The 25,262-nt window shown below is 56.6% G+C and carries 34 protein-coding genes; 18 read left to right on the forward strand and 16 right to left on the reverse strand.

The annotated features are described in order from the left end of the window. Window positions 1-23 precede the first annotated feature (23 nt). From WH7805_RS13750 to fmt, 11 genes are all read left to right on the forward strand, one after another. Window positions 24-395: a YkgJ family cysteine cluster protein gene (locus tag WH7805_RS13750; RefSeq protein WP_006041510.1), complete on the forward strand. Its 372-nt coding sequence runs from the start codon at window positions 24-26 to the stop codon at window positions 393-395. After that, entirely contained in the window at window positions 392-721 is a 330-nt protein-coding gene (locus tag WH7805_RS03115; protein WP_006041511.1) for a TMEM165/GDT1 family protein, read from the forward strand. The genes WH7805_RS13750 and WH7805_RS03115 overlap by 4 nt, the downstream gene beginning before the upstream one ends. A gap of 41 nt (window positions 722-762) precedes the next feature. Beyond that, the gene (locus WH7805_RS03120) at window positions 763-1,068 is read left to right on the forward strand and encodes a TMEM165/GDT1 family protein (protein ID WP_006041512.1); all 306 of its coding nucleotides are present in this window, start codon (window positions 763-765) and stop codon (window positions 1,066-1,068) included. Window positions 1,069-1,195: 127 nt separating this feature from the next. Then, window positions 1,196-3,571, forward strand: a complete 2,376-nt coding sequence (locus WH7805_RS03125; protein ID WP_006041513.1) for an RNB domain-containing ribonuclease — start codon at window positions 1,196-1,198, stop codon at window positions 3,569-3,571. Next, window positions 3,568-4,179, forward strand: a complete 612-nt coding sequence (locus WH7805_RS03130) for a flavin prenyltransferase UbiX (protein ID WP_006041514.1) — start codon at window positions 3,568-3,570, stop codon at window positions 4,177-4,179. Before WH7805_RS03125 ends, WH7805_RS03130 begins: the two co-directional genes overlap by 4 nt. Beyond that, a complete protein-coding gene (locus WH7805_RS03135) occupies window positions 4,176-4,673 on the forward strand; it encodes a hypothetical protein (protein ID WP_006041515.1) in 498 nt (165 codons plus the stop codon). Before WH7805_RS03130 ends, WH7805_RS03135 begins: the two co-directional genes overlap by 4 nt. 59 nt (window positions 4,674-4,732) lie before the next feature. After that, entirely contained in the window at window positions 4,733-5,170 is a 438-nt protein-coding gene (locus WH7805_RS03140; RefSeq protein ID WP_006041516.1) for a DUF2996 domain-containing protein, read from the forward strand. Window positions 5,171-5,241: 71 nt separating this feature from the next. Further along, complete coding sequence (gene acsF, locus WH7805_RS03145) at window positions 5,242-6,324, forward strand: magnesium-protoporphyrin IX monomethyl ester (oxidative) cyclase (RefSeq protein WP_006041517.1); 1,083 nt, start codon at window positions 5,242-5,244, stop codon at window positions 6,322-6,324. Then, window positions 6,324-7,769 (forward strand): TldD/PmbA family protein, encoded by a 1,446-nt coding sequence (locus WH7805_RS03150; RefSeq protein ID WP_006041518.1) that lies wholly within the window; start codon window positions 6,324-6,326, stop codon window positions 7,767-7,769. Before acsF ends, WH7805_RS03150 begins: the two co-directional genes overlap by 1 nt. 2 nt (window positions 7,770-7,771) lie before the next feature. Next, the gene (locus WH7805_RS03155) at window positions 7,772-9,139 is read left to right on the forward strand and encodes a TldD/PmbA family protein (RefSeq protein ID WP_006041519.1); all 1,368 of its coding nucleotides are present in this window, start codon (window positions 7,772-7,774) and stop codon (window positions 9,137-9,139) included. A 21-nt stretch (window positions 9,140-9,160) separates the two neighbouring features. Then, window positions 9,161-10,189, forward strand: coding sequence for a methionyl-tRNA formyltransferase (fmt, locus tag WH7805_RS03160; protein ID WP_006041520.1), 1,029 nt, complete (start codon window positions 9,161-9,163; stop codon window positions 10,187-10,189). Here fmt and WH7805_RS03165 read toward each other — a convergent pair. From WH7805_RS03165 to WH7805_RS03185, 5 genes are all read right to left on the reverse strand, one after another. Beyond that, window positions 10,186-11,418 (reverse strand): DEAD/DEAH box helicase, encoded by a 1,233-nt coding sequence (locus tag WH7805_RS03165; RefSeq protein ID WP_232198929.1) that lies wholly within the window; start codon window positions 11,416-11,418, stop codon window positions 10,186-10,188. The genes fmt and WH7805_RS03165 overlap by 4 nt on opposite strands. Before the next feature lie 83 nt (window positions 11,419-11,501). Then, window positions 11,502-11,711, reverse strand: coding sequence for a hypothetical protein (locus WH7805_RS03170; RefSeq protein ID WP_006041522.1), 210 nt, complete (start codon window positions 11,709-11,711; stop codon window positions 11,502-11,504). A 10-nt stretch (window positions 11,712-11,721) separates the two neighbouring features. Then, entirely contained in the window at window positions 11,722-11,946 is a 225-nt protein-coding gene (locus WH7805_RS03175) for a hypothetical protein (protein WP_006041523.1), read from the reverse strand. Between the two features lie 41 nt (window positions 11,947-11,987). Continuing rightward, complete coding sequence (locus WH7805_RS03180) at window positions 11,988-12,329, reverse strand: DUF6464 family protein (RefSeq protein ID WP_006041524.1); 342 nt, start codon at window positions 12,327-12,329, stop codon at window positions 11,988-11,990. A 2-nt stretch (window positions 12,330-12,331) separates the two neighbouring features. Then, complete coding sequence (locus WH7805_RS03185) at window positions 12,332-13,051, reverse strand: membrane protein (RefSeq protein WP_006041525.1); 720 nt, start codon at window positions 13,049-13,051, stop codon at window positions 12,332-12,334. A gap of 37 nt (window positions 13,052-13,088) precedes the next feature. Between WH7805_RS03185 and WH7805_RS03190 the strand changes: the two genes are divergently transcribed. Next, window positions 13,089-13,814 (forward strand): hypothetical protein, encoded by a 726-nt coding sequence (locus WH7805_RS03190; protein ID WP_006041526.1) that lies wholly within the window; start codon window positions 13,089-13,091, stop codon window positions 13,812-13,814. Window positions 13,815-14,065: 251 nt separating this feature from the next. On the opposite strand, the gene WH7805_RS14895 is transcribed toward WH7805_RS03190, so the two are convergent. After that, a complete protein-coding gene (locus WH7805_RS14895; RefSeq protein WP_232198930.1) occupies window positions 14,066-14,257 on the reverse strand; it encodes a hypothetical protein in 192 nt (63 codons plus the stop codon). Window positions 14,258-14,267: 10 nt separating this feature from the next. Between WH7805_RS14895 and WH7805_RS13505 the strand changes: the two genes are divergently transcribed. Then, window positions 14,268-14,552 carry a septal ring lytic transglycosylase RlpA family protein gene (locus tag WH7805_RS13505; protein WP_232198931.1) on the forward strand — a complete coding sequence of 95 codons (285 nt, stop codon included), beginning with the start codon at window positions 14,268-14,270 and terminating at the stop codon, window positions 14,550-14,552. A 471-nt stretch (window positions 14,553-15,023) separates the two neighbouring features. Here the strand turns inward: WH7805_RS13505 and WH7805_RS03200 are convergent, their stop codons facing one another. From WH7805_RS03200 to WH7805_RS03215, 4 genes are all read right to left on the reverse strand, one after another. After that, entirely contained in the window at window positions 15,024-15,227 is a 204-nt protein-coding gene (locus WH7805_RS03200; RefSeq protein ID WP_006041528.1) for a hypothetical protein, read from the reverse strand. After that, window positions 15,224-15,985: a hypothetical protein gene (locus WH7805_RS03205; protein ID WP_232198932.1), complete on the reverse strand. Its 762-nt coding sequence runs from the start codon at window positions 15,983-15,985 to the stop codon at window positions 15,224-15,226. Before WH7805_RS03205 ends, WH7805_RS03200 begins: the two co-directional genes overlap by 4 nt. 248 nt (window positions 15,986-16,233) lie before the next feature. After that, window positions 16,234-16,554, reverse strand: coding sequence for an MgPME-cyclase complex family protein (locus WH7805_RS03210; RefSeq protein ID WP_006041531.1), 321 nt, complete (start codon window positions 16,552-16,554; stop codon window positions 16,234-16,236). Next, window positions 16,551-17,300, reverse strand: coding sequence for a pyridoxine 5'-phosphate synthase (locus tag WH7805_RS03215; protein WP_006041532.1), 750 nt, complete (start codon window positions 17,298-17,300; stop codon window positions 16,551-16,553). The genes WH7805_RS03210 and WH7805_RS03215 overlap by 4 nt, the downstream gene beginning before the upstream one ends. Window positions 17,301-17,433: 133 nt before the next feature. Here WH7805_RS03215 and WH7805_RS03220 point away from each other — a divergent pair, with 133 nt between their 5' ends. From WH7805_RS03220 to grxD, 4 genes are read left to right on the forward strand one after another with little or no spacing between them, the layout of a single operon-like run. Beyond that, complete coding sequence (locus WH7805_RS03220) at window positions 17,434-18,132, forward strand: 1-acyl-sn-glycerol-3-phosphate acyltransferase (RefSeq protein ID WP_232198933.1); 699 nt, start codon at window positions 17,434-17,436, stop codon at window positions 18,130-18,132. Between the two features lie 25 nt (window positions 18,133-18,157). Next, a complete protein-coding gene (locus WH7805_RS03225) occupies window positions 18,158-18,700 on the forward strand; it encodes a hypothetical protein (protein WP_006041534.1) in 543 nt (180 codons plus the stop codon). Window positions 18,701-18,757: 57 nt separating this feature from the next. Continuing rightward, window positions 18,758-18,991, forward strand: a complete 234-nt coding sequence (locus WH7805_RS03230) for a BolA family protein (protein WP_006041535.1) — start codon at window positions 18,758-18,760, stop codon at window positions 18,989-18,991. Window positions 18,992-19,018: 27 nt separating this feature from the next. Next, window positions 19,019-19,342: a Grx4 family monothiol glutaredoxin gene (grxD, locus tag WH7805_RS03235; RefSeq protein WP_006041536.1), complete on the forward strand. Its 324-nt coding sequence runs from the start codon at window positions 19,019-19,021 to the stop codon at window positions 19,340-19,342. Between the two features lie 2 nt (window positions 19,343-19,344). On the opposite strand, the gene WH7805_RS03240 is transcribed toward grxD, so the two are convergent. Next, a complete protein-coding gene (locus WH7805_RS03240; protein ID WP_006041537.1) occupies window positions 19,345-19,614 on the reverse strand; it encodes a DUF6761 family protein in 270 nt (89 codons plus the stop codon). A 77-nt stretch (window positions 19,615-19,691) separates the two neighbouring features. Between WH7805_RS03240 and WH7805_RS03245 the strand changes: the two genes are divergently transcribed. Further along, window positions 19,692-20,456: a response regulator transcription factor gene (locus WH7805_RS03245; protein WP_006041538.1), complete on the forward strand. Its 765-nt coding sequence runs from the start codon at window positions 19,692-19,694 to the stop codon at window positions 20,454-20,456. On the opposite strand, the gene WH7805_RS13755 is transcribed toward WH7805_RS03245, so the two are convergent. Genes WH7805_RS13755 through trmFO form a run of 5 tightly spaced genes read right to left on the reverse strand, consistent with a single transcriptional unit; the run spans window position 20,431 to window position 25,210 of the window. After that, entirely contained in the window at window positions 20,431-20,979 is a 549-nt protein-coding gene (locus WH7805_RS13755) for a hypothetical protein (protein WP_006041539.1), read from the reverse strand. The two genes, WH7805_RS03245 and WH7805_RS13755, sit on opposite strands and share 26 nt — an antisense overlap. Window positions 20,980-20,982: 3 nt before the next feature. After that, window positions 20,983-21,267: a hypothetical protein gene (locus WH7805_RS03250; RefSeq protein WP_038004330.1), complete on the reverse strand. Its 285-nt coding sequence runs from the start codon at window positions 21,265-21,267 to the stop codon at window positions 20,983-20,985. 54 nt (window positions 21,268-21,321) lie between these two features. Further along, the gene (gene crtH, locus WH7805_RS03255) at window positions 21,322-22,872 is read right to left on the reverse strand and encodes a carotenoid isomerase (protein ID WP_006041541.1); all 1,551 of its coding nucleotides are present in this window, start codon (window positions 22,870-22,872) and stop codon (window positions 21,322-21,324) included. Between the two features lie 27 nt (window positions 22,873-22,899). After that, a complete protein-coding gene (locus tag WH7805_RS03260; protein WP_006041542.1) occupies window positions 22,900-23,853 on the reverse strand; it encodes a cation transporter in 954 nt (317 codons plus the stop codon). After that, the gene (gene trmFO, locus WH7805_RS03265) at window positions 23,834-25,210 is read right to left on the reverse strand and encodes an FADH(2)-oxidizing methylenetetrahydrofolate--tRNA-(uracil(54)-C(5))-methyltransferase TrmFO (RefSeq protein ID WP_006041543.1); all 1,377 of its coding nucleotides are present in this window, start codon (window positions 25,208-25,210) and stop codon (window positions 23,834-23,836) included. The genes WH7805_RS03260 and trmFO overlap by 20 nt, the downstream gene beginning before the upstream one ends. Window positions 25,211-25,262: the final 52 nt, after the last annotated feature.

The raw sequence follows: 25,262 nt of genomic DNA on the forward strand, positions 1-25,262 counted from the left end.
ACAACCAACCACGGATTGTCATCATGAGTCGCCATTCCCTGCACTGGGCCTGCCTCCAGCACTGCGGAGCCTGCTGCAGGCTGGCCCCAGAGGAACGTCAGGAAGCGATCGAGGCACTGACACCTGAACAGCAGAGCCAATACCTCGCCATGGTGGGGGCCGATGGGTGGTGCATTCACTTCGACAGTGGTGCCAGGCGATGTCGCATCTACGAAGAACGCCCAGATTTCTGTCGTGTCGCCAGCCTCTGCAGCCTCTTCGACGTTCCCAAAGACCATGCTGATGCCTTCGCCATCTCCTGCTGCCGCCAGCAGATTCGGTCGGTTCATGGTGGACGCAGTCTGGAACTGCGTAAGTTCGAACGACTGATTCGATCCACGCCTCCATTGCGATGACCGACGCCGGAAGCTCTCAGCGTCCAGGATTCACAACCGTTCTGGTCAGTACCTTCTCCACCGTGTTCCTGGCGGAACTTGGGGACAAGACGCAGTTGGCGACGTTGCTGCTCTCTGCAGAATCCGGACAACCGTGGCTGGTTTTTGGTGGTGCCGCTCTGGCTCTGATCTGCTCAAGCCTGGTCGGCGTGCTGGTGGGACGCTGGCTTTCCTCAGTTCTGCAACCCGAACGCCTGGAACAAATGGCAGGGCTGCTGATGGTGGGGCTCGGACTATGGCTCGGATCCCAGGCGCTGCGATCAGTCCTAGGGGACCATCTCCTCTGAGCGACCCGGTCGACTCTCAGCCCAATCCAACCAACTCAACGATGAATCTCACGCTGCTGCTCTCAACCTTCGTCACTGTGTTTCTGGCTGAGCTCGGAGACAAGACGCAGCTGGCGACCGTGGCAATCAGCGGGACCTCGGACCGACCGCTTGCCGTCTTCCTGGGATCATCGAGCGCCCTTGTGATCGCCAGCCTGATCGGGGCTGTTGCTGGGGGATCTCTCTCGGCGATCATTCCTGCTGACTGGATCCAGCTGTCGGCATCCATCGGGTTTCTGGTCATCGGACTCCGCCTTCTTTGGCCGAAGCTCAATACTGAGTCCGGTGTCCTTCCAGAACAGGACTGAATCACATCCCGTCAAGGCATCGGCTCGTAAGATCGGGTGGATTAAGTGGTTGCGCGGTCCCTCTGCTGCTTGCGCACCCGTTTTGTCCTCCTCCCGGACCTGAAGGCCGGTTTCCGAATCCGTTCTGATGAAATTCACGGTTGCTGATCTACTCGACCAGGTTCCTTCCGATGGAACCCTGGAAACGACAAAGCTCGAGAAGATCCTCCGTTTGAGCAATCGAACAGAGAAACACACTCTTGGATTGGCTTTAGAAGCCCTCACGCGCCTTGGAATCCTGAACACGGATGAAAGCGGTGGCATTCACAAATGCATCACCGATGATTTGGTGCAAGCCCGGCTTCGATGCAGCACCAAGGGTTTTTGTTTCGCCATCCGAGATGACGGTGGTGATGACATTTACATCCGCGATCATCAGTTGAATCACGCTTGGAACGGTGATCGCGTGCTCGTGCGCATCACCCGGGAAGGCGGCCGCCGCCGTTCACCTGAGGGAGGTGTGCAATGCATTCTCGAACGGGCCACAACAAGTCTTCTGGCCACTGTTGAACAACAAGAAGAGAAACTCATCGCCATTCCCCTCGATGATCGTCTTCTTGCGGCCATCGACCTACCGGCTGAGGATGAGAGCTACGCAACGACTTCAGCGGATGAGGCAGTCGCGGAGGTGGTCCTAGACCGTTACCCCGTGGCGCAATTTTCGGCCCAGGGCCATGTCGCTCGCTCTCTTCCTCTCAATGGAGGAGCGGAGGATGACAGAGATCTGATGTTGACAAAAGCCAATCTCCATCAACGTCCCACTCCACCTCGAGCTTCGCTTAAGTCACCCGCAGCAAAGAAGAGGAACGATCTCACTGATCAACCTGCTCTTCTTCTCAAGCCCTGGTCTGACGATGAGGCTGTCTGTTTACCGGCCATCCATGTCATTCCCCATGAAGGAGGGACACGCCTGTGGGTCCATGCGCCAGCGTTGGCCGAACGCCTAACGCCAGGAAACAGTCTTGACCAATGGCTCTTGAACCAATCAGAAAGCATCTGTCTTGGCCGGCAGTGGATACCGCTTCTGAGCCCGGCACTGACCAAGGCGAGCGCATTCCGCGTCGGCGAGGTTCAAGATGCAGTCACGCTGCGGCTGGACATTGGCCCTGACTGTGAATGGAAAGACTGGGAGTTCTCCCTGACCAAGATCCGTCCAGTTGCAGAACTCACACACGAACAACTGGCAGCTCTCGACAATCGCAAACCGAAATCGCGGGCGATCCCAGCGTCCCTTAAACCGATCAAAGAGCAGATTAACCAACTAGAGACTCTGATTTTTTGTGCCAGGAATGCCCATGAGTGCGAAAAGTCTGCAGGCCTGATCGAACTTGACCTGCCCAAACCGCAACTCGACAGTCTCGGGGATTTAAATCAAGTTTCCCCTGATGGTGATGGCACCAACTGGACGGAACCGTTCAATCCTGCCGCTCCGGAATGCCTGATGGCAGTGCTGCTGCGCACGGCACACCGTGTGTGGAGTTATCACTGCAAGAACCTGAATCTTCCAGCTGTGCTGCTTGAAGCTCCCCCTGCCGATGATTCAGCACTGACGGATGTTGCTAAAGCTGCAGTTGCGCTTGATGTGCAGCTGGAGCTTGACGAAGACGGCACGCCTTCTGCGGGCGAACTCGCCAAGGCCGTCGCCGGTTGCCAGTACAGCCGCGTTCTGAATCTGCAGCTTCGCCAGGCACTGCCCGACACCATGTACCGACTTGCTGATGTTGCTGAGACCGCAACAGGTGTTCAAGTTGATGACGCGATCACGGAGTCTGAAACTGAGGTTGCGTCAGAGATGCAGGCCGATGATCAAGACAGCCAAAATCCCAAGACTGATGGTTCATTCTGGTCTCAATCCCTAGCACCCTGGTGTTGCCCGACACTCCATTACGCCGATGTCCTGAATCAACAGGTCCTGTGTCAACTGCTGAATGAGGGAAAGGACCGTCCCAACGTGCGTCATAAAACCAAGGTGGAGATCGGACGTCAGGGAGCTGGTGATCAGATCACCTGGCCGCTGTTTACCGCATCCCAGGATCAAAAACTGGCAGAACTGTTCCGGGAACGGATGCTTCAGCGTCTCAACACGCGCCGACGCCAGGTTTCAGATCTACGCAAGGACATGATCGCGATGGCTCATGCCAGAAGCGCCGAGCCCTTGGTGAATCAGGAGCAAAACGGTGTGATTAGTGGAGTGCAAAGTTATGGATTCTTCGTCGAGATTCCGCCATCGATGGTGGAAGGGTTAGTGCACGTCAGCTCGTTGAATGACGACTGGTATGAATACCGTTCTCGGCAGAATCGACTGGTGGGACGGCGGAGTCGACGGGTGTATCAACTTGGAGACCTCGTGAAGGTCAAAGTGCTGAAAGTCGACGTATTGCGCAATCAGATCGACCTGGAAGTAGTACCCACTGATCAGTCCACTGAACAGGACCCCTTGCCTGTTGCCGTGTCAGACGCATGATCTCTCCTTTCGTGATCGGCGTGAGCGGCGCGTCCGCCCAACAATTAGCGGAACGAAGCATTCAATGGCTTCTTCGCGGTGGTCACAGCGTTCATGTGATTGTCAGCAGGGGAGCTCACGAAGTTTGGAGAGCTGAACGGGGCATCGCTGTCCCTGTGGATCCCGACCAGCAGCAACGGTTCTGGCGTGACCATCTCGACGTGCAAACCGGCGAGTTGATCTGCCATCGCTGGGATGATCAAGCCGCTGTGGTGGCCAGTGGCAGTGTGGTGACGCGGGGAATGGTGGTTGTCCCCTGCTCGATGGGAACCGTGGGGCGCCTGGCGGCTGGACTGGCAGGAGACCTGCTGGAGCGCAGCGCGGATGTGCACCTCAAGGAAGGCAGACCCCTCGTCATTGCCCCGAGGGAAATGCCATGGAACCTGATTCATCTGCGCAATCTCACAACGCTTGCCGAAGCTGGAGCCAGGATTGCTCCGCCCATTCCAGCCTGGTACACCCAACCGGAATCCCTCGACGACATGCTCGACTTTCTTGTCATGCGCCTGTTTGACGGTTTGGGCGAATCGCTGACTGAACAGAGCCGCTGGCAGGGACGACGACCATGACTCCGCTGCAACGGCTGCTTCTGATTCCATGCCTGTCACCCTTGCTGCTCACGTTGCTGGTGGCAGGTCTGAATCTCGGGAAGGGAGGAAGCCTTCGGATCCTCACCTGGCAGCTTCCCACCCTGCCCATCGGTGCCTGGATGGCCATTGCAGCTGCAACCGGCGCGGCACTGGGTTCAGGAGGTGCCTTGGCGGCATCTCCCCAGCAACCCACGCTCCAGCGCGAAGTGCGGCGGCCCTTTGAATGGCCGCCTGAGCGTTCGGAACCACCTGAACCGCCGAATTCTCCCCCCGATGCCGCGTCCGTGACGTGGCCTGAACGGGATGTGCGTGATCCAGCGCCAACGGTTTCCGTACCCTTTCGGGTGATTCGACGCGGCGACGCACAAGCTGAGACCGTGCCGATGGATGATCAGGCGAAGACCACGGCAGCTGGAGCATCCAAGGCTGCAGAGCCTGATGACTGGAATAAGCCCCTCAGCGAGGACTGGTAGGCGGCGATTGGTGAGGTAACACCAATGCTGTCTACAGTCCCGCCAGTGACCGACAACCGGTGAGCGAAACCCCTGCCAAGCCGAAAGGCACGACCAAACCCGCTGGTGAAGGCAAAGCAAAACCTGCTGCCAAACCAAAGCCCGAGGACAAAGCTTTCGCCTCCTTCATCCAAGAAGACTTCCTCCCCTCGCTCTCGAAGGCCTTGGCCGATCGAGGACATGCTCCAGTGAGCCTTTCTCTCTCGGAGGGAGAGCGCCCCGTGGTGGGTGGTTTGTGTTGGATGGTGAAAGGAGAGCTCAGTAGCGAGCGCAGGTTTTGGCTCTGCTTCGAATCCGATGCCATCACCTCCGGCAAAACCATTGCCCTTGCCGAGTCCGCAGCCGAACCAAGCCTGCTGGAATCGTTTCTGATCGACGAGAAGCGAATGACCCTCGCGCTTCTGCAATCGCGACTGCTCCAGCGGCTCAACGGTCAGAAATGGCTTGGTGGCAACTGAACCACTCGCTTCACAGAGACCTCGGCAACCTCACGGTGCCACTTACGATGACTAGTACTGAGCAAAAACAGATGGTGCCTCCTACCGCCGTCAACGACGCACCTGCCGCAGGATCAGCCGTTGCCGTTAAGGATCCGGCCAAGGACACGATCCTCACGCCGCGCTTCTACACAACGGACTTCGAAGCCATGGCCGCAATGGATCTGCGGCCAAACGAAGCAGAACTGGAGGCCATCTGCGAGGAGTTCCGCAAGGATTACAACCGTCATCACTTTGTTCGCAACGCAGAATTCGACGGAGCCGCCGACAAACTCGACCCCGAAACACGCCGTGTTTTCGTTGAATTCCTTGAGCAGAGCTGCACATCAGAGTTTTCAGGCTTTTTGCTCTACAAAGAACTCAGCCGTCGCATTAAGACAAGAAATCCGCTTTTGGCTGAATGTTTTGCTCATATGGCCCGTGATGAAGCCCGCCATGCCGGGTTTCTGAACAAATCGATGAGTGATTTCGGTTTGCAGCTCGATCTGGGCTTCCTGACCGCTAATAAGAAGTACACATTTTTCAAACCCAAATTCATTTTCTACGCCACCTATCTCTCTGAAAAGATTGGTTATTGGCGCTACATCACGATTTTCCGTCATCTGGAGCAGAACCCCGACAGCAAGATCTTCCCGATTTTCAATTTCTTTGAAAACTGGTGTCAAGACGAAAATCGCCACGGTGATTTCTTTGATGCCTTGATGAAGGCACAACCCAACACTGTGCGTGGCATCCGAGCACGCCTCTGGTGCCGCTTCTTCCTACTGGCCGTTTTCGCGACGATGTACGTGCGCGACGTCGCCCGCAAGGAGTTTTACGAGGCCCTGGGACTTGATGCGCGTGACTACGACCGACTGGTGATTGACAAGACCAACGAGACAACCGCCAGAGTTTTCCCCGTTGTCTTGGATGTCAAAAATCCTAAGTTTTTTGCAGGGCTCGAAAACTTAGTAACCAACAACGCAGCCCTGGATGCCGTGGATGCCAGTGCTTCACCAGCACCGATCAAGTGGTTGCGCAAACTTCCCCACTGGATTGCCAACGGCGGGCAGATGGCGTCGCTCTTTTTGATGGCTCCAGTGCGCAGCGAGCAGTTTCAACCCAGCGTGCGCTGATGCAAACCACGACAATTTCTACAACCGGGATCTTCAACCTGGACCCCGGTTGCTCGCCATGGGAGCAACGCCTCAACACACTGTTGAGTGTCGGTCTGGCAGCAGGAGCCGATCTCGTTGAAGTCTTCCTCGAGCGCACCGACCACTTGGGAGTGCTCGCTGAACAAGACAAGATCACCAGCGTTTCGCCGGCCTTCGGAATGGGAGCTGGCATCCGGGTGTTCCGGGGTGCGAGGGATGGATTCGTGAGCACCAACGATCTCAGTGACGCCGGTTTGACCGAGGCACTGGAGCAAGCGTTGGCCATGCTTCAACTGGAACGATCCACCCTCTCCGGTTCCAATTCATTTCAAGGTCTCAGCGCTCTCAGAAATTTCGCTGCGACGAAAAACGATTGGTTGGAGCGCACACCCAATCTTGATGTCATCACCCAGCGTCTGCTTGAAGGAACGCAATGCCTGCAGCGCCTTGGTCAGCATCTTGAAGTAAGGCGCGGCAATTTCTCCCGGGACTGGCAGGAAGTGCTCGTGGCTGCCAGTGACGGCACCTTCGCTCGCGACATCAGGCTGCATCAATCCAGCGGCCTCAGTGTGCTGGCTGCAGACGGTGACCACCGCGCCAGCATCGCTCGTCGGTACGGAACTACCGACAAACCCAATGATCTGTGCGACTGGAACATTGAAGCCTCCGCTCAAGAGGTGTGCGCCAGTGCGTCCACCATGCTGCGTGCTGACTATGTGGACGGTGGCCAGATGCCTGTGGTGCTCGCCAACCGATTTGGTGGCGTGATCTTCCATGAAGCCTGCGGGCACTTGCTGGAAACAACCCAGATCGAACGCGGCACCACACCATTCGCCGAGAGCATCGGCGAATCCATAGCCCATCCAGCGGTCACTGCCATCGATGAAGGGTTGAGTGACGGGGCCTTTGGCTCCATGTCCATGGACGACGAGGGAATGGAGCCGCAGCGAACAGTTCTGATCGAAAAAGGAGTCCTGAAGCGGTTTATCAGCGACCGTGCAGGAGAGCTGCGCACCGGTCACGCCCGTACCGGCAGTGGTCGCCGCCAGAGCCACGGATTCGCAGCCGCAAGTCGGATGCGCAACACCTACATCGCTGCTGGTCCTCACAGCATTGATGATCTGATCGGATCCGTGGATCGCGGGCTTTACTGCAAATCCATGGGAGGCGGAAGTGTTGGCCCCACCGGACAGTTCAACTTTTCCGTTGAAGAGGGCTATTTGATTGAAAACGGAACCCTCAGCAAGCCTGTGAAAGGAGCCACCCTGATCGGTGAAGCCAAAGAGGTCATGCCACGGATTTCTATGTGTGCCGATGATCTTGATCTTGCCGCCGGCTATTGCGGTTCAGTGAGCGGAAGCGTCTTCGTGACCGTGGGACAACCCCACGTCAAAGTTGATTCCATCACCGTGGGAGGCCGCTGATCGTGGGAAATACACCTCTGAACGTCTCGGCTCTGCGTGATCGGCTCCACCATCTCGCATCTCGTGAAGGGATCTCGCAATGGGATCTCGGAGCCAGTCGGAGCAACAGTGCATCTGTTCAGGTTGATCGCGGTGAAGCCAAACAGCTGAAAGCGTCCCAACGCAGTTCCATCACCGTGCGTGTGTGGAATCAGCAAGGCCTGGTGGGAATCACCAGCACCTCCGATCTTTCGGAATCAGGCCTGGAAAAGGCGTTGATGGGCGCCCATCAGGCCAGCGCCTTCGGGAACAGCGATGAGGTTCCCCACTTCTCACCCCTGGCAAACGCTCCAACAGAACCTCTGGATCGACCTCTCAAGGACTCCGAAGGCATTCAATCCCTGCTCAAGCATCTTCTTGAGGCAGAGAAGGAGCTCCTCAGCAGGCACCCTGCAATCGAAACGGTCCCTTACAACGGCCTCAATGAGGGGAGCAGCGAGCGCATCTACCTCAACAGTGATGGCGCTCTCCGTCAGGCACAACGCACCCAAGCCAGTCTTTATCTGTTCGCCCGCGCTGAAGAACAGGGACGGAAACCCAGAAGTGGAGGTGCGGTACGACTGGCTCTCGGCAGCACCGACCTGGATCTCAAGGGATGCATCGATGAAGCAGCCGAACGCACCATCAGCCATCTCAACTACAGACCGATTGATACGGGTCGCTATCTGGTGTGCTTCACACCGGAAGCTTTTCTCGATCTCATCAGTGCTTTCAGCAGCATGTTCAATGCCCGCGCCGTGCTCGACGGTGTGAGCCTGAGCAAGCCCGACACGATCGGCCAACAACTGGCCGTTCCCTTCTTCAATCTCATCGATAACGGGCTTCACCCTGCCCACGTCGGAGCGATGCCCTTCGATGGCGAAGGAACACCAACCCGTGCCCTGCGACTGATTGGGGATGGGCATCTGGAGAGCTTCCTGCACTCAGAAGCCACCGCCAGAAAGTTTGGGGTGCAACCCACCGGACATGCCGGTTTAGGAGCCAAGGTTTCTGTTGGACCGGACTGGTTTGAGGTTCATCGCAGTGAAGGGTGCAGACCTCCAGCCGATCATCTGGATCACAGAAAAACCCAGGATTCGTTCGTGATGATCGAGAGCCTCAATGCTCTCCATGCCGGAGTCAAGGCCAGCCAAGGATCGTTCTCGCTTCCCTTCGACGGCTGGTTGGTGAATGGAGGTGAGCGCATTTCCGTTGAGGCAGCAACGGTTGCTGGCGATATACGAGAGCTCCTTCGATCCATTGTTCAGATCGAAGCCGATCCCATCGTCACCCACGAAGGGGTGTGCCCCCATGTGTGGGTGGATGGTCTCGCCATCACCGGCGAAGCCTGATTCACTCACAGCGCGACTGCTTTGGCTTTAAATATCCTGTTCTGGGGCACACCGGCCTACGCCGTACCAACCCTCGACACACTCCATAAGGCAGGGCATCAGATCGTCGGTGTGGTGACCCAACCGGATCGGCGACGAGGTCGGGGCAAACAATTGGTCGCGTCGCCTGTCAAAGCAAGGGCTCAAGAGCTGGGCTGTCCCGTGTTCACACCGGAAAAGATCCGACGGGACCCGGAGTGCCAGCAAGAGCTGAATGCTCTGGGTGCCGATGTGTCTGTGGTGGTTGCCTTCGGCCAGATCCTGCCCAAGGAGATCCTTCAACACCCGCCTTTGGGCTGCTGGAACGGGCATGGCTCTTTGCTTCCCCGTTGGAGAGGTGCGGGACCGATTCAATGGTCAATTCTTGAGGGGGACCCAGAAACAGGCGTAGGGATCATGGCCATGGAAGAGGGCCTGGATACGGGTCCGGTGTTCCTGGAGCAACGCCTGCCGATCGGCCTCCTTGAGAATGCCCATCAACTGGGAGAACGACTCAGCCGGCTCACCGCCGATCTGATGCTGGAGGCGATGCCAGCCATCGAGGCGGCTGGACCAGGGCCGGAAGCAGATCGTTGGTCGCGACTCAACGTGCGCCAACAACCAGACCAGGGCACCTACGCCCGCATGCTTACCAAAGACGACGTTCAATTGACCTGGAGTGATCCAGCTCTAACAACCCATCGAAAGGTGATGGGTTTGTATCCGGGAGCCGTCACGGTCTGGAAGGATCGCCGCCTGAAGGTACTGGCAACGGAACCGCTGATCGAGCGTCTCAAGGATGCACTGTCTGAAGACGCCCGCGCCTTGGTGGGGCGTTGGAGCACCGGTGCGCATTCCCCCGGCCAGGTTCTTCACTGCTCTGGTTCAGGGCTGGTGGTGAGTACCAGTGGCTGTCCAATCCTGATTCGTGAAGCCCAACTGGAGGGGAAGGCCAGAAGCAGCGGGCAGACTCTGATCCAACAGCTCCAGGCAGTCCCTGGAGACACGATGGGGCTCGCGGCGAACCCTTAGCGATGACGGCCGCGTACGGGTGAGGGTGCGCTGCGCGCTCTGGGTTTGCCAGGTGGGCGCTTGCGACCACCGCTGAGATCCAGGGGGGGAGCCTTGAGCACAGTGGGCTCAAACCCGTCCACGGTCTGACGCGTCAGCTCTTCACCCGTCAGCCGCTCGATCGCTTTGAGGAGAAGCGCTTCTTCAGCGGCAACCAGGGACACTGCATGCCCCGTTTCCCCCGCACGACCCGTACGACCGATGCGGTGCACGTAATCTTCCGCCACATTCGGCAGATCCAGATTCACCACATGGGGAAGCTGCTGAATATCGATGCCTCTGGCGGCGATATCCGTAGCGACGAGCACCCGGATGTTTCCTTGCTTGAAACCCTGAAGGGCACGGGTTCTGGCCCCCTGACTCTTGTTGCCATGGATGGCCGCCGCGGAAAGGCCTTCCTTGCTGAGACGGTCAGCAACCCGATTGGCTCCGTGCTTGGTGCGCGAGAACACGAGCACCTGACGCCAGTCACCCGCACGAATGAGATGGCTGAGCAAATCACTTTTGCGCGCCATGTCACAAGGATGCACCACTTGCTCCACCGATCGCGCCGTCTGATTTTCTGGCGTGACTTGAAGATGCACTGGATCGTGGAGAAGGCCCGACGCCAACTTGCGAATTGGTGCACTGAACGTGGCGGAAAACAGAAGTGTTTGACGCTTCACAGGCATCAACCTGATCAAGCGACGGATGTCATGAATGAAACCCATATCGAGCATGCGATCAGCTTCATCAAGAACCAGACACTCCAGCTGATCAAAGTGCAGGGCCCCCTGCTGATGAAGATCAAGCAACCGTCCGGGCGTGGCCACCAGCAGATCCACTCCCCCACGAAGGCGATTGATCTGTGGGTTGGCCTTCACGCCGCCGAACACAACATCGCTGCGGAGAGGCAAGTGACTGCTGTAAGCCCTCACATTCTCAAGGACCTGGGCGGCGAGTTCCCTGGTGGGCGTGAGGACAAGAGCGCGAATCTGGCCTCGTCCAGCCGGTTTGCCGTGCCGAAGTCTCTCCAGCACCGGCAACGTGAAACCAGCTGTTTTCCCTGTACCGGTTTGCGCAGCTGCCATCACATCCCTGCCATCAATCACTGCAGGAATCGCCTGCGCCTGAATCGGTGATGGATGGGTATAACCCTTGTCCTGGAGTGCCTCCAGCAGGGGTTCACCTAATCCCAGATCCGAAAACAAAGCCTGAGGATCAATGGAGACAGAAACTGCGCTGATTGTGATGCCGCCGCAAGCCACACCCTACGGGGCCATCCATTCACCTCTTAGTGATCGGCGTAGAGCAACTGCGCCTGGTTCCAGACCTCATCGAGCTGCTGATCACTGAGAACGAGTGCCTGGGGGTGAACGCGCGCAAGCCAGGCACGACGGTGCTCGGGGGTCTCATCACGGAAAAAGGTCTGCTGAGCTGCGAGAACGCGAAATTTGAGAAATTCCAAAAGCACAGCTCTGACCCGCAAGGAGGAATGCTGCATCGAAGAGCCCTCAGAACAATTGCCAAGCAGCATTGTCAGGGATCTCTGGAGCGGCATGGGGATCACTGGGTTCCTGCTGCGTGACCCTCCAAGCAGGAACCCTGCAATCGCGATACGTCGAGTGCTGAATCAGGATCCCTTCCTGATCATCCGTGGAGGCATAAAAACCACCAACCCACTGGGGCAACTCATTGATGCCACCTCGAAACCACACCCAGCATCGCTCGCGTTTCATCGATCCTCGGTGTTTTCACCGCTCCATTCTGAAAGCAGAAGCTAAGGCGCAACCTCACGGTGCACACAGCGTTCGCAGGGACCCTCCGGGAGCACGGCACAACGCAAGAGTGGGCTTCGTGCATTGAACCGACAACTGGGATCGCCGATCACCCAGCCATGAAGGAACCAGCGAGCATCGTCCGGTTGCTTCTGTGTCTTCACCAGCAAGACAACAGACCGAAGTTCATAGCGTCCAGAGCGAAGGCGGTACCGATGCCGCCTCTGCATCACCAGGAAACTTCTGGAGTCGATCGAAAACCAACGGCCTGGGTGGGGAGGATCCTCCATTTCCAACCGATCAATCGGCTGCTCACTTCCGAACTGACGAATCTCGATGAGCACGGTTATGTCTCTTCAGCAATGAGAGGCAGACGAATCGAAAATCCCCAGACCATCAAAAGGGCCACCACCGATAGGGTCAACAGCTCAGGAACATCGATCATCGGGAAGACCAGCTGAATCAGCAACTTGAATCCAACGAATGCCACTGCGAGGTATCCAGCCGATTCGAGTCTTGAATAGATCTTCAGCCATTGGATGAACAAGCCGGACGTGAAGCGCAGAGCGACCACACCGATCAGAGCGCCAGTGATCACAAGGAACAACTGATCACTGATTGCAACAGCGGCAGCGACACTGTCGATCGAGAACGCCAAATCAGTGACTGCCAGAGTGACGACTGTTCGGCGAAAGCTCACCGTCGACGAAGAGTCCAATGAGGTCTTTGCGTCGTCATCAAGGTCTGTGGGTCGCCAATGTTGATAACAAAGCCATAGGAGATATCCACCTGCCAGCAGCTGGATCGGTGGGAAGGCGAGGACCCATTGCGCCATGAGGATGAGCGCCACACGGAGCACGAACGCCATCAACACACCCAGATTGAGAGCCTGGCGCTCGAGAGCAGGATCACTCTGCTTTCGGGCAATCGCGGCCAGCGCAATGGCATTGTCAGCCGATAACAGCAGTTCCAGACTCACTAAAACCGGTAACAACGGGAGTAGCTCACCAAGGTGATCAACGCCGTCCAGCCAGGCGGTTAATGAGGGCAGTGCAGCTGTGTCCATCAACCCAGCCTAGAAATGGGACGCGCCGACCAGTGGCATGAAAACCCAAGCCCAGCTTTGCCATCACAACGACCAGCGCTGCATTGTTCGAGTGGAAGGCTTTGACGGCGACACGTCGCTGGGCAGTGCCCTGGGCGAAGCGCCCACGGCAACCGAAGCAGAGGATCAGGCCATTGCCCGACTGAAGCAACGACTGGACACGTTCAGGGCACCCGCAGCCGGCAGCAAAGAACTCGTGCGCCGCAGCAGCCAGGAAGGGGATCGGGTTGCACAGAAGCCAACACCTGTCTCTGAGCCGCCGATAGCAACAACGGTCGAACCAATCCAGCCCTCGGGCGATCACGCGGCACCCACCGCGGTCAATGAGGCACCCACTGATCCCGACGATTGGAGCGAAGAGCTCACGGCAATCGATCTGGAATTGCAACGCATCGGCTGGGATCGTGCCAATGAATCCATTTATCTTGAGCGGGCGTTTGGTCACAGCAGCAGACATCGCCTCACACGCTTCAGTGATCTCGTGGCTTATCTCAAGCGCCTGCGTGAACTACCAGCTTCTAGCGATGCAACAACTGCTGGAATCCCTTTACGGCGTTCTGATCTTGTCAATCAGTGCGATGAGATTCTGAAGCGCCTCAATTGGGAGCAACAGCAGGCTCGAGAGTTTCTCCAAAGCAACTTCCAGGTGGGATCAAGGCAGCAACTGAGTGATGAACAACTACTCGGATTCAACATGCTGCTGGAGGAGCAGTTGCTGAAATAGCCATGAAACCAGTGACACCGTCGAAGAATCCTTTCCCCATTGCGATTAGCCGCACACATCCCCATTGCAAGGGTGGAATTGCACCAACAACAGACTGATGCCAGTCGCCAATGACCAACTGAAGCCAGCAGCAGCGAGGTGAGTTCTCAAGAGCTGTGCCTGACCCTTCAAGAGCGACACTGCCGAGTGGATGGTCGGAGACCTCGGTTGTCAGGAGGTTATCGACGGATCCAATCCCGATTGCTAAGTAATTAGAAGACCCCCTTTTTGATAATGGGCAATCTCCTGCGTTTCAACTTCCTGGCAGCGATTTTGATCATGCTCGGAGTTTGTGGATGCACCACGAACCAATCCTCAGCCAACTCCTCTTCAGTACCAGAAGCGCCGACAAAGGCCGATGAAACAGAGTCGAAACAAAAGCCGCACTTGGCAAGCGAAGACACCGTGAAGACGATGAAAGGGAGAGCCACTTGGTATGGCCCGGGGTATTACGGCCGCAAAACCGCAAGCGGTGACGTACTCAAAAAGGGAACAATGACGGCGGCTCACAGCAGCTTGCCGCTGGGCACTGAGGTAAAAGTCACCAGAGTCGACACCAATGAAAGCGTGACGGTGGTGATCAACGACCGCAAGCCATACAAAAAGGGGACGGTGATTGACCTGGCCCACGGTGCAGCCGATGCCCTCGACATCGATGAAGACGGCACAGCCAGCGTCATCGTTGAGGTGATCAACTGAGGACGATCAGGTTCTGCTCAAGAGGAGATCCGCCTCCTCTAAGCCTTAAAGGTTGAACGTTGCCGTCGGGGTAAGTATTTCACCGGGGGGGGTCATCGCAGCAACAAGTCCATGGCAGAAAACAACTTCACACCGAAAGTGAGAGTGTATTGCGAAACGATTGCTGCCTAGATTGTGATACTAACGATCTAACAACCTATTTTTCATTGCTTACTCGAATTCCCAAAGCATCAGGTCCGACAAGTGATGGAAGTCACGAGCACGTGATTCAAAGCTCATGTGGCAAGTTCATTGCAATCATGGAGACTCAATCGAAGCCATTGCCTTGGTGAGCCACTGGATCCACATCCAAAACCAAGGGTTTTTGTCGTCAACTTCGAATGGGCTATGAATCAATCTTCCTCATCAACCACCAAGCCAAGGTCTGCGTAGGGGAAGAGGGACTTTGCTTGAGCCCAAGCGGCTTGCAGGCTATCGGCTTGGATGGTGCTGATGAGATGGGTCTTGGCGCTGATGGATCACCGTTGCAAGACCTAGCCCCATCACGGATCCCACATTGGAGTGATTTTTGCGTACCGACATCTGAAATTTCAGACAGAGCCCAAGCTCCCGCTGGGTTTCCTTGCTGATCACCTGCTGCAGAGGAGCAAGGATGGCATCACTGAATGGATTCAACTGATTCCTAACCAGTCAGCCTCAACGGATGTCAACCCAGGAATTTCGACAAATCCGTCAGCTCGCTGATCGCCATCATCATCAATAGCCAGACTGACACCCTGAATCATCCAAGGCTGCAGATTGCCTTCTTGGCCTGGTATCAGATCCACCATCCAAGTAATGGCTTGAACCTCACCCGGACGTCCTGTAAACCCCTTTGAACCAACGAAATGGCTGGCTCCTTCAATAAGAATCCGATCTCCCTGATCCGGACGAAAATCCGTGATTGTGTCAGAAAAAATAGAGTCAACACGCTCCGAGTCGCGAAAGAGGAAGAGATCAGCACCTGCACCTCCAGACAGAAGGTCATCACCCGAACCGCCGATCAGGATGTCATCACCCGAGCGACCGAAGAGTATGTCATCGCGGCGACTTCCTATTAACTGATTGTTTCGACGATCACCCGATATCAAACCGCGTTGTCTGAGCTTTGCATTTGTTTCTGCTTTCACACGAATTCCCAGAGACTCCGGCAAGCGATCAAGAGGAGACTCTTGAGGTCTTCGATTCAATTTGACTGCAAGCGGAAGCTCCTCGAGGTCTGACAGCCGATCCACCAACAGTGAATTGCGTTTTGCGAAACGCTCATAAGCATCCCAACGGGTGCTGCTGATCCCTCCGAGGACGGGATGAAGCCGGTAGTCCTTGGTTTCAACCTGCAGGCGAGAGAATTGTGGGCTGATATAAAACGCTTGTGCCAGTGCTGAAGAGGGCATCATCTTCACAGATCACCACGGCGCAACACTCCATTTATAAGAACGATCCACTGATTGAACAGCAGTCTCAAAAAAAATCACAACCAGGGATAGTCTTTGTTGGTTGCATCCTCAGGACACGGATCCTGACCACGCCCTCCCTGGAGATCCTCATCGGTCACGATGTGATCCAAATAGGCAACACATCATTGCTCTGGAGTAAGGCTGAGGTGCAAGCAACCACCAAACCAACCCATTCTGAGTCGAGATCAGCTCAGGGAGGCCAGGGGATCTGGGATGGTGTTGGTGGGAGCCTCAAAACGACCTTCAAGCACAAATTCAAGACGCAACTTCATAAATGTGATGAACGTTGCGTCGGTGGACACCACAGCCGCAGAGGGCTCAGGGACCTCCTTCTTGACCACTGAGAGTTCCGGACTGCTCAGAAAAGCTGGTCTGCGCACCAGCCAGAAATCGATCTCTCGTCCTTCCTCGGCGTAATGACGTCTGCGCTCCTTCAGCACCTCTTCAAGAGGCTCCTCCTCAGTGAGGAAACGCTCGCTGGCAGCGACGAAGTGATAAGTGGTCATCCTGGATAGCTTCCGAACAGAGGTTCCCGACGAGGATTCTGAACCAAGGACCTCATCTCCCGGACGGCCTGCTGCAGCCCCACAGCAAGAGACCTGGCCACGATCGAATGACCGATATTCAGCTCTTCCATCCCGTCGATGCAAGCAACCGGTTCAACGTTTTGATACGTGAGGCCATGCCCCGCATTCACTCTCAGGCCAAACGAGCGAGCCAAGGCTGTCGCTTCAATCAGCCGAGCCAGTTCTGCTGGTTGATCGGTCCATTTTGATTCGGCATAGGTGCCGGTATGCAACTCAACCCAACGGGCCTTGCAATCACGGCAAGCCTGCAGTTGACCCTTTTCTGGGTCCACAAAAAGGCTGACTGGAATCCCAGCGTCCTGCAGAGAGCTGATCTTGATGCTGAGGTCAGCGCGTTGGCTGCTCACGTCGAGTCCGCCCTCGGTCGAAACCTCTTCACGTCGTTCCGGCACAAGAGTGACCATATCGGGTTGCACCCGAAGCGCGATGGAGATCATTTCATCGGTTGCTGCCATCTCAAGATTCAGGCGGGTCCGCACCGTCTGACGCAACAGATCCACATCCCTGTCCTGAATGTGGCGACGGTCCTCACGAAGGTGAACGGTGATGCCATCAGCGCCGCCGAGCTCTGCCAGAAGAGCCATCGGCACAGGATCGGGTTCCACCGTTCTCCGTGCCTGGCGCACGTTGGCGATGTGATCAATGTTGACCCCGAGGCTGGCCACGGCGAACGATTTCAAACCTGAATCCTATGGAGGCAGGTGAGCGCACCGGCCGCAGGATCAACTGCCCTGCAAGATGCTGGGAAGTGGAAGGCCAAGGCCTAGCTTTCTCAACGATGAACTGTGGCTCAAGGCGGTGCCCAGCAGCCTGGCAACACGAGCTTCCGCCCTTGAAACGGGTATCAACCCTTTTTGGGCGCCTTTGGCCATGGTGGTCACGCAAGATTTCGCGCTGCGCGGATTTTTTCGAGAAAGAATCGTGCTTGGACGCCACCATCTGCCGATGCAGGGCCCAGTCCTTCTGGCCCCCACCCATCGCGCCCGATGGGACGCATTGATGCTTCCGATGGCAGCCGGTCGTCGCGTCACTGGACGGGACTGTCGATTCATGGTGACGCGCACGGAAATGGCAGGGCTCCAGGGATGGTTCCTACAACGACTGGGGTGCTTCGCCGTTGACCAGGACAAGCCATCCCTGACAACACTCCGTTTTGCGCTGGATCTGCTGGCGAACGATCAACAATTGGTTGTTTTTCCGGAAGGACGCATCAATCGTGATGACGAGCCGATCGTGGTGGAACAAGGGTTAGTACGCCTAGCTCAGCTCGCCCTAAGACAAGGGGTGCAGGTTCCTGTGGTTCCTGTTGGTTTGGCGTACAACCCGAACCGACCGGCCCCCTTCAGTCAGGCTGCCATCTGTTTTGAGGAGGTGCTGAAGATTTCAGGCCGGGGCAAAGAAGAGACCGAGCATTTCAACCAATTGCTTGTGAAGGGCATGAAGGCGGCTGAACAAGCGGCAAGGATGGCCGTTGGACGACCTATGGAATGCCTTTAAAGTCCGCTGACTAGAGGTTTTCATCATGCGCTCACGCCTCATCTGCTCAGCGCTCGCACTGACGGCTGGATTATTCGTCAGCCCAGCACTGGGTCAGACCGCGTCGGACGCGACTACAGCGACCGTCAATAAGGTTCTTGCCTCGACCGGTGCAGGGTTCAACGTCGCAGCCGTCGAATCGCTCATCCAACGCGGAGATTCCGCTGTGTCATCCGGCAATTTGGATCGGGCCAAAAAGGATTACGACAATGCACGCACCGCAGCAAAACAGCTCCTTGCTTTTTATCGAGACTTGAGTGGAGCTTTCCGAGGTCTCGACGCCAGAATTCCGCGAGAAATGGATGCAAAGGGGCGCAAAGCACTGTCTCTACTGGCGCAGGCAAACCTGAGACTCGCTGCTCTGTTCCGCCGCCAGAATCAACCTGAAGTGGCCGTGCCTGTGCTCGTTGAAGTGGTTCGCCTGATGACACCGGCAAAACCGGAAGGTCAGAAGGCCTACCAAAGTCTTTTGGAGCTGGGTTTCGTTGACACTCCCTTTCGGGGCGGCCAGAGCGCAACAGGCAGCTAAATCCGACCAACTGTCGCGCTCATCTGCCAGCATCAGTGTCTGTATTGTCTCGACTCCATGGTTCAGCCAGATGCAGTTGGCGCTGCCATACGCAGTGCCTTGCCTGATGCCAAGGTCAGCGTGGAAGATCTCACCGGTGGCGGTGACCACCTTCAGGTGAGTGTGGTGTCTGAAGCGTTTGAAGGTCTCAATCGCATTCGTCAGCACCAGCTGGTCTACAAAGCTCTGAAGGAGGAACTGAAAAGCGAAGCGATCCACGCTTTGGCTCTTAACACCTCTACGCCAGAGTGACTCTCTCTAGTACTAAGAAGAAAAACCATGGATGCTCAAACCAAGACCCGTATCGAAACTCTCATCAATTCCAGCCCAGTGTTCGTCTTTATGAAGGGCACGAAATTAATGCCCCAGTGCGGATTCTCGAACAACGTAGTGCAAATCCTCAATGCACTCGGAATCGGCTTTGAAACGTTTGACGTTCTCACTGACATGGAAATTCGCCAAGGAATCAAAGACTTTTCCGATTGGCCGACGATTCCTCAGGTTTATGTGAAAGGTGAATTTATGGGCGGTTCAGATATCCTGATCGAGATGTATAACAACGGTGAGCTGAAAGATAAACTGGAGATCGCACTCGCTAGCTGAGATCAATATTGCTGAGGATGCTGGTAGAGCGTACGTAGATCACCATCAGGACCAATGAAACTTGATGGGTCCATGATCCAGCGTTCGACCAGCGCCTCGAGCTTGGCAAGCTCTCTGGTATCGAGACTGCCCGTTCGTCTGAGAGCATGCAAATAACCATCTGCGTAGAGACGCAGTTCAGAAGGGCCATGGAAGCGACTGGTCAGTTCCTGACAGGCATCACACAGCGATTGGAAGTGACGAATAGCTTCCGGATGCTGAAGGGATGTCATCTTTGGTGAGGTCGGCAGCCCCTGCTACCAGATTGCCGTTGAATTGGGCTTAGCCTATAGCCGCTTGACCACATCGTGTGACTCCTCTTTCCCGAGATCTGCTCACTAACGGATCCGGACTGGCGCCGGTCCAGCAGAACCCAGCTCCAAGCACCCCGGCACGTGAACCAGCGCGCGTGCTTGTGGTTGAACCCCATCCAACCCTTCGAACCGTTCTCGTGCAGCGCCTGCGTCAGGACGGGCACCTCACGGCGGCCGTGGCCTCATCAGCTGAAGCCATTGAACTGTGTCAGGACCAATCACCCGATCTGCTGATCAGCGCAGAGATCCTGGAAAAGAGCTCGGCATTACGCCTCGGCCAGCAGCTGCGATGCCCTGTGATCGTTCTCACGGCTCGCAACGGTGCGGAACCCGTTGTGGGCCTGCTCGATGACGGTGCAGATGATGTACTCCGCAAGCCGTTCGGCTTGGAGGAGCTCGCTGCACGTTGCCGGACCCTCTTGAAACGGGAACGCAGTGGCCTCCAGGAACGGGTCAAAGTTGGTCCCCTCGAGGTGCATCTTCTGCTTCGTCAGGTGACTTTGAGCGAAAAACCTGTTGAACTGAGTCCTCGCGAATTTGCTCTCCTCTGTGCACTGCTGATGCCTCCTGGCATGGTGCGCAGTCGGCAAGAATTGCTGAGAATGGCGTGGCCACCGTTCAGCGGGGGTCCACGGTCAGTCGATACCCAGGTTTTAACTCTGAGGCGAAAGCTTGAGCAAGCTGGCCTGGGTGATGGCGGAGGAATTACAACTGTTCGCCAGCAAGGTTATCGTTTCAGCCTTGATAACCTGCTGGAATAGCCAGCCAGTTGAATTGAATAGCAGAAGCAATCGATAATTCAGCGATAAGCATCAAAATGGCAAGTATTGCAAGTAACTGGTAAGTCCAAGGAGGCGTTAGCCTTCCAATCCCACGTGTATCGATACCCGTTTGTTCCTCAACAATCTTCAAAAACTGATCAAAACGCTCTAATCGTTGGGGGAGAAGACGATGTCCCTCACCTAAGGTTTTGAGGTAATAAACAGTACCGCCTTGACTGGTACCAACAGGTACAACTCGACAAATTTGATCCCAGCGCAGCTGCCATCCCCGACGCAACAACCATCGGCACCAAAAGGGATATCCAACGACAAGACCATTGTCATCCACGGAAACTTCTTCACTCAACAATGCCACCACGAAGAAAAGGCCGAGTGGAGCGGCTACCCAGAGCCACAGTTGTAGGGGATGCGGTGCCATCAAGGGCAGTGGAAGCACCAGGGCCAGATAAACACATATCAAGGTTCCACGGATCAATTTGGAAAGGCGATATCTATCGTTCACTGTTCACCGATCCTCTGGAGATCCTGGCCTGGGTTCGATCACCTGAGAAGGGACATAACCACCGGTAAACACCTCGGATTCACGGCCTTTCCAGAATTCGCCCATGCGCATCAGATCGGCATGGGCGTCCTGCAGACTTTTCATATAAGCCTCGGGCGACATCGAAGACTTGGCTTCTTTGAGCTTCGCCAGCCGCAACATCTGCAACATCCAAGGCTTACCAAGCTCCCCGCGTTGCTCCATGTACCGAGCGAGATCCGCTGCGCTGGGTTGAGATGGCGGGGCCATAACCGAAAGAGCTACCTGAAAACCTTAAGAAGCAACGCAAAGACCTGTGGCTCGCTAAGCCGGCAACGCCCAGGCGTTTAGGCCTAGATCGGCGCCGATGCGATGGCTGCAGGCATAGCCACTGAACGCCACCGCATTGAGACCCTGTCCAGGAAAACAGGAGTCACCCACGCAGTACAACCCTTTCAAACCGGTTCGGTTGAACGGCATCGGCAGCAATCCCGGCAGGCGCATGGATGGAATCGGGCCATAGCTACCTCCCATTCGCCCGAGGAAACGGCGATGGGTGCGAGGTGTCCCCACCTCCTTGAGTTCGATAGAGGCACCAAGGTTCGGCAAAATCGATTCCAAACGTTGAATCATCCGTGCGGAATCGGCCGCTTTCTTGGCCTTGTACTGCGCGGGAGTCAGTCCAGACCAGGCGGAAATCTCACTCATCGTGAAGGTATGCACGATGTGGCGACCTTCAGGAGCCAGAGACGGGTCAAGCAAGCTGGGAATCGAAACAAAGATCACCCCCTGTTCAGACTCGAGCTCATTCCAGTTTTCAAGGAGGAGGTGATGGCAGTGCATCCCCTCTGGAATGACGCCGGCCCTGACGCCGAGATGCAACGACAGAAATGAACTCGAAGGTTGGTAGCGGCGACGCCAGGTTGCTTCCGCGACGGGAGTATTGCCTGAATCCACGAGGGTTGCAGAAGGAGAGCCATCCCCCGCAAAGGTGTCCCAGCGGGTGGCGTTGCTCACCACGCGGCGGGCAAAAAGTTCCTGTCCATCGGCGAGGCGAACACCCACGGCTTGCCGGTCTTCGATGATGACGTCAGTGACTCTGGAGCGATAGCGAATCTCACCGCCATGGCTCTCGAGGCCAGCAACCAGTTTCTCGGCGATCGTGCCGACGCCTCCCTTCGGGTAATTAATTCCACCGGCGTGACGATCGGAAAACACCATGCCCGCATTGATCATTGGTGTGCGGTCGGCTGGCATCACCGACCAGCAGAAGCATTCCATGTCAATCAAACGCAGAAGCTCCTCATCGCGGATGTGCTGACGTGCCACATCTCCGACGTTGAAAGGAAGCCAGCGAGCCAAACCAAGACAGGCCAGGGGAGCACGGAAAAACACCTTGGCCAGATAAGCCGGATCCTCGAGGGACAACAGCGGCATGGCATCAAGACAACGAAACACCTGCCAGCAGGTGTCATAAAACGCACGGATGCCCTTGGCCTCGTGAGGAAAGCGAGCCGCCATGCGAGCAATGAATCCGCCGTAATCACGGTCCACCTGCATGGTGAGACCGTCAGGCAGGTGGTATTCAAGCTGCACGGGGTCCGGCACCGTGTCACAGCTCTGACCTACATCAGCCAAGGCCCGAGTCAGCAGATTGGTATGGCCGTGCTCTCCGAACCCGAAAATCATCGAGGCACCCACATCAAAGGTGTATCCATCCCTCCTGAAACTCCCGCCCGACCCACCAGGAATCACGTAGCGCTCGAGCACCAGCGTCTTCGCCCCTTTGGCAGCCAGCTGAGAGGCAGTCACCAGACCACCAATCCCCGAGCCGATCACGATCACATCCCAGTTCGGCTTGGTGCTCGAGGCCACGTGCTCGGTTCGCGTCAGCGTCCAAACCTAGGAGGCGCTGCTTGCTGAGAAGGGAGAAATGGCGGTAAGAATCACCTCCGTCCGAACAGGTCTGGCCAGCAAGTCACGACAGCGTTCCTGGATCCGGTCGCGAATCACATCGATGGCAGCACCATCCATGGGTTGGTTTGGATTGAGGTACACCACAACAAAGGCAGTGCGCCCCATCTCGTACACCGTGAGATCGAGCAACCAGCACGACAGTCCAGCAAGAAGATCCTCCAAAGCCAGTCGTGTGCTGCGGATCAGATCGGATTCAGCCGACATTCCAGCGGCCTGGCCGAGCGCAGTCAGAAATCCCTCCAGTGGTTCGCGCAGCACCGCAACACTCACGACCAACACAAGGACTGAATCCACGATCGGTATCAGTACGGCCAGCACTGAGCCCTGAAGCAGAGGCGTCCCCAGCAAGGCGAGCCCTGTCAACCCACTGATCAACCCATCCACGCGCGCAGCCTTCGCCTCAGTGAGAAGGATCCGGGAGTGGCGACCTGCCATCACCCAGTCATGTTGGTGACGCCAGGCCAGGCCCCAGCAGATCACCACCATGGCCAGGGAATAGAACGCCACAGGACCGAGGCGAACGGCCATGACGGGAGTGCCGTTGGCGTAATCAACAATTGTGCTGAATGCCGAAACAGCGGCAAATGACAACACACCGATCAAGACAAGAGAACGGAACAGCACATACAACGCTTCCTGACCGTCGTATCCATAGGGATAGGCCCGATCGGGGGGACGCACCACATTGCGGCTGATCCGTGCTGCGACCAGTCCTGATCCCACCATCACCGCGGAATACAGACCATCAAGGAGCACGGCATAAGATCCGGAAATCACGTGGACACCGATCCCGGCTGCGGCCATCACAGCGCTGGCGATCACCCCGATTTTCAGGGACCGACGTTCAATTAGTCGGTCTTCAGGCCGGACAGGCGACATCCAGAGGGGTCCTTTTCTCCGTTGCTAGCAGAAGATCGGCTAGCGCCCTGTCCCGATAAGCGCCGTAGCGGGCGCGCTTGTCGCGGATGCGCTCGGGAAGTTCAGGCAGCAACCCGAAATTGGGAGGCATCGGCTGAAATTTTCCGGACGGTGCTTCGCTGATGAAATGCGTCAACGCCCCAACCATCGTGGTGCGAGGAAGATCAATGGGGTGTTCTCCCTGCACTAGGCGGGCTGCATTGGTGCCAGCGAGCCAGCCTCCAGCCACGGCGGCGGCGTAGCCCTCTGTACCGGTGATCTGGCCAGCAGCCAACAAGGTGGGCCTTGAGCGGAACTGCAGGGTGGCATCAAGCAACGCTGGAGCTTCCAGAAACGTGTTGCGGTGCATCACGCCGAATCGAACAAATTCCGCCTGTTCAAGGCCAGGAATCATCTGCAAAACACGTTTCTGCTCCCCCCATTTGAGATTGGTCTGAAAGCCCACAAGGTTCCACAACCGGCCGTCCTTGTCTTCCTGACGGAGCTGCACCACCGCATAGGCACGTTTGGCCCGGCGAACATCCCGGTCATTCACATCACCCCAACGCGGATCCCAAAGGCCAATTGGCTTGAGGGGGCCATAACGCATCGTGTCTTCACCGCGCCTGGCCAGTTCTTCGATGGGCAAACATCCTTCGAAGAATGTGGCATTCGCTTGATCGAAGTCTTTGAGCTCTGCCTGTTCTGCCTCCAACAAGGCATCGCGGAAAGCCAGGTACTGCTCACGATTCATTGGGCAGTTGATGTAATCCGCGTCGCCTTTGTCGTAGCGACTCGCTCGAAAAGCCTTGGTCATATCGACGCTGTCACCTTCAACGATCGGGCTCGCGGCATCGAAGAAATGACAGTCAGCCCGTCCGGTGAAGCGGCGCAGATCCTCAGCGAGAGCATCACTCGTGAGTGGGCCCGTCGCGAGAACGGTGACCTGGTCAGAAGCCGGAAGCGCAATCTGCTCTTTGCGCTCAAACGAGACCCGGGGATGCTGATCGAGCAATTGGGTCAGCGATGCGCTGTAACGGCCACGGTCAACGGCAAGAGCCCCTCCCGCGGGAACTGCATGACGATCGGCCATCTGAATCACGACAGACCCCAAACGCCGCAATTCTTCCTGGAGAAGGCCCGCCGCCCTGTCACTACTGAGGGCTCCAAAGCTGTTGCTGCACACAAGCTCCGCACATTCAGAGCTGTGATGAGCGGGAGAGCGACGAATGGGCCGCATCTCCACCAATTGAACATCGATGCCGGCTTCAGCCACTTGCCACGCTGCTTCCGTGCCAGCGAGTCCAGCACCGATCACCACAACGGATGGAGTTGCCAAATGGATCAGGGTCGGTGGAACTCAACCCTATCGATCCAGGCGGTCGATCTCA

The sequence above is a fragment of the Synechococcus sp. WH 7805 genome (genome assembly GCF_000153285.1).
Classification (GTDB): Bacteria; Cyanobacteriota; Cyanobacteriia; order PCC-6307; family Cyanobiaceae; genus Synechococcus_C.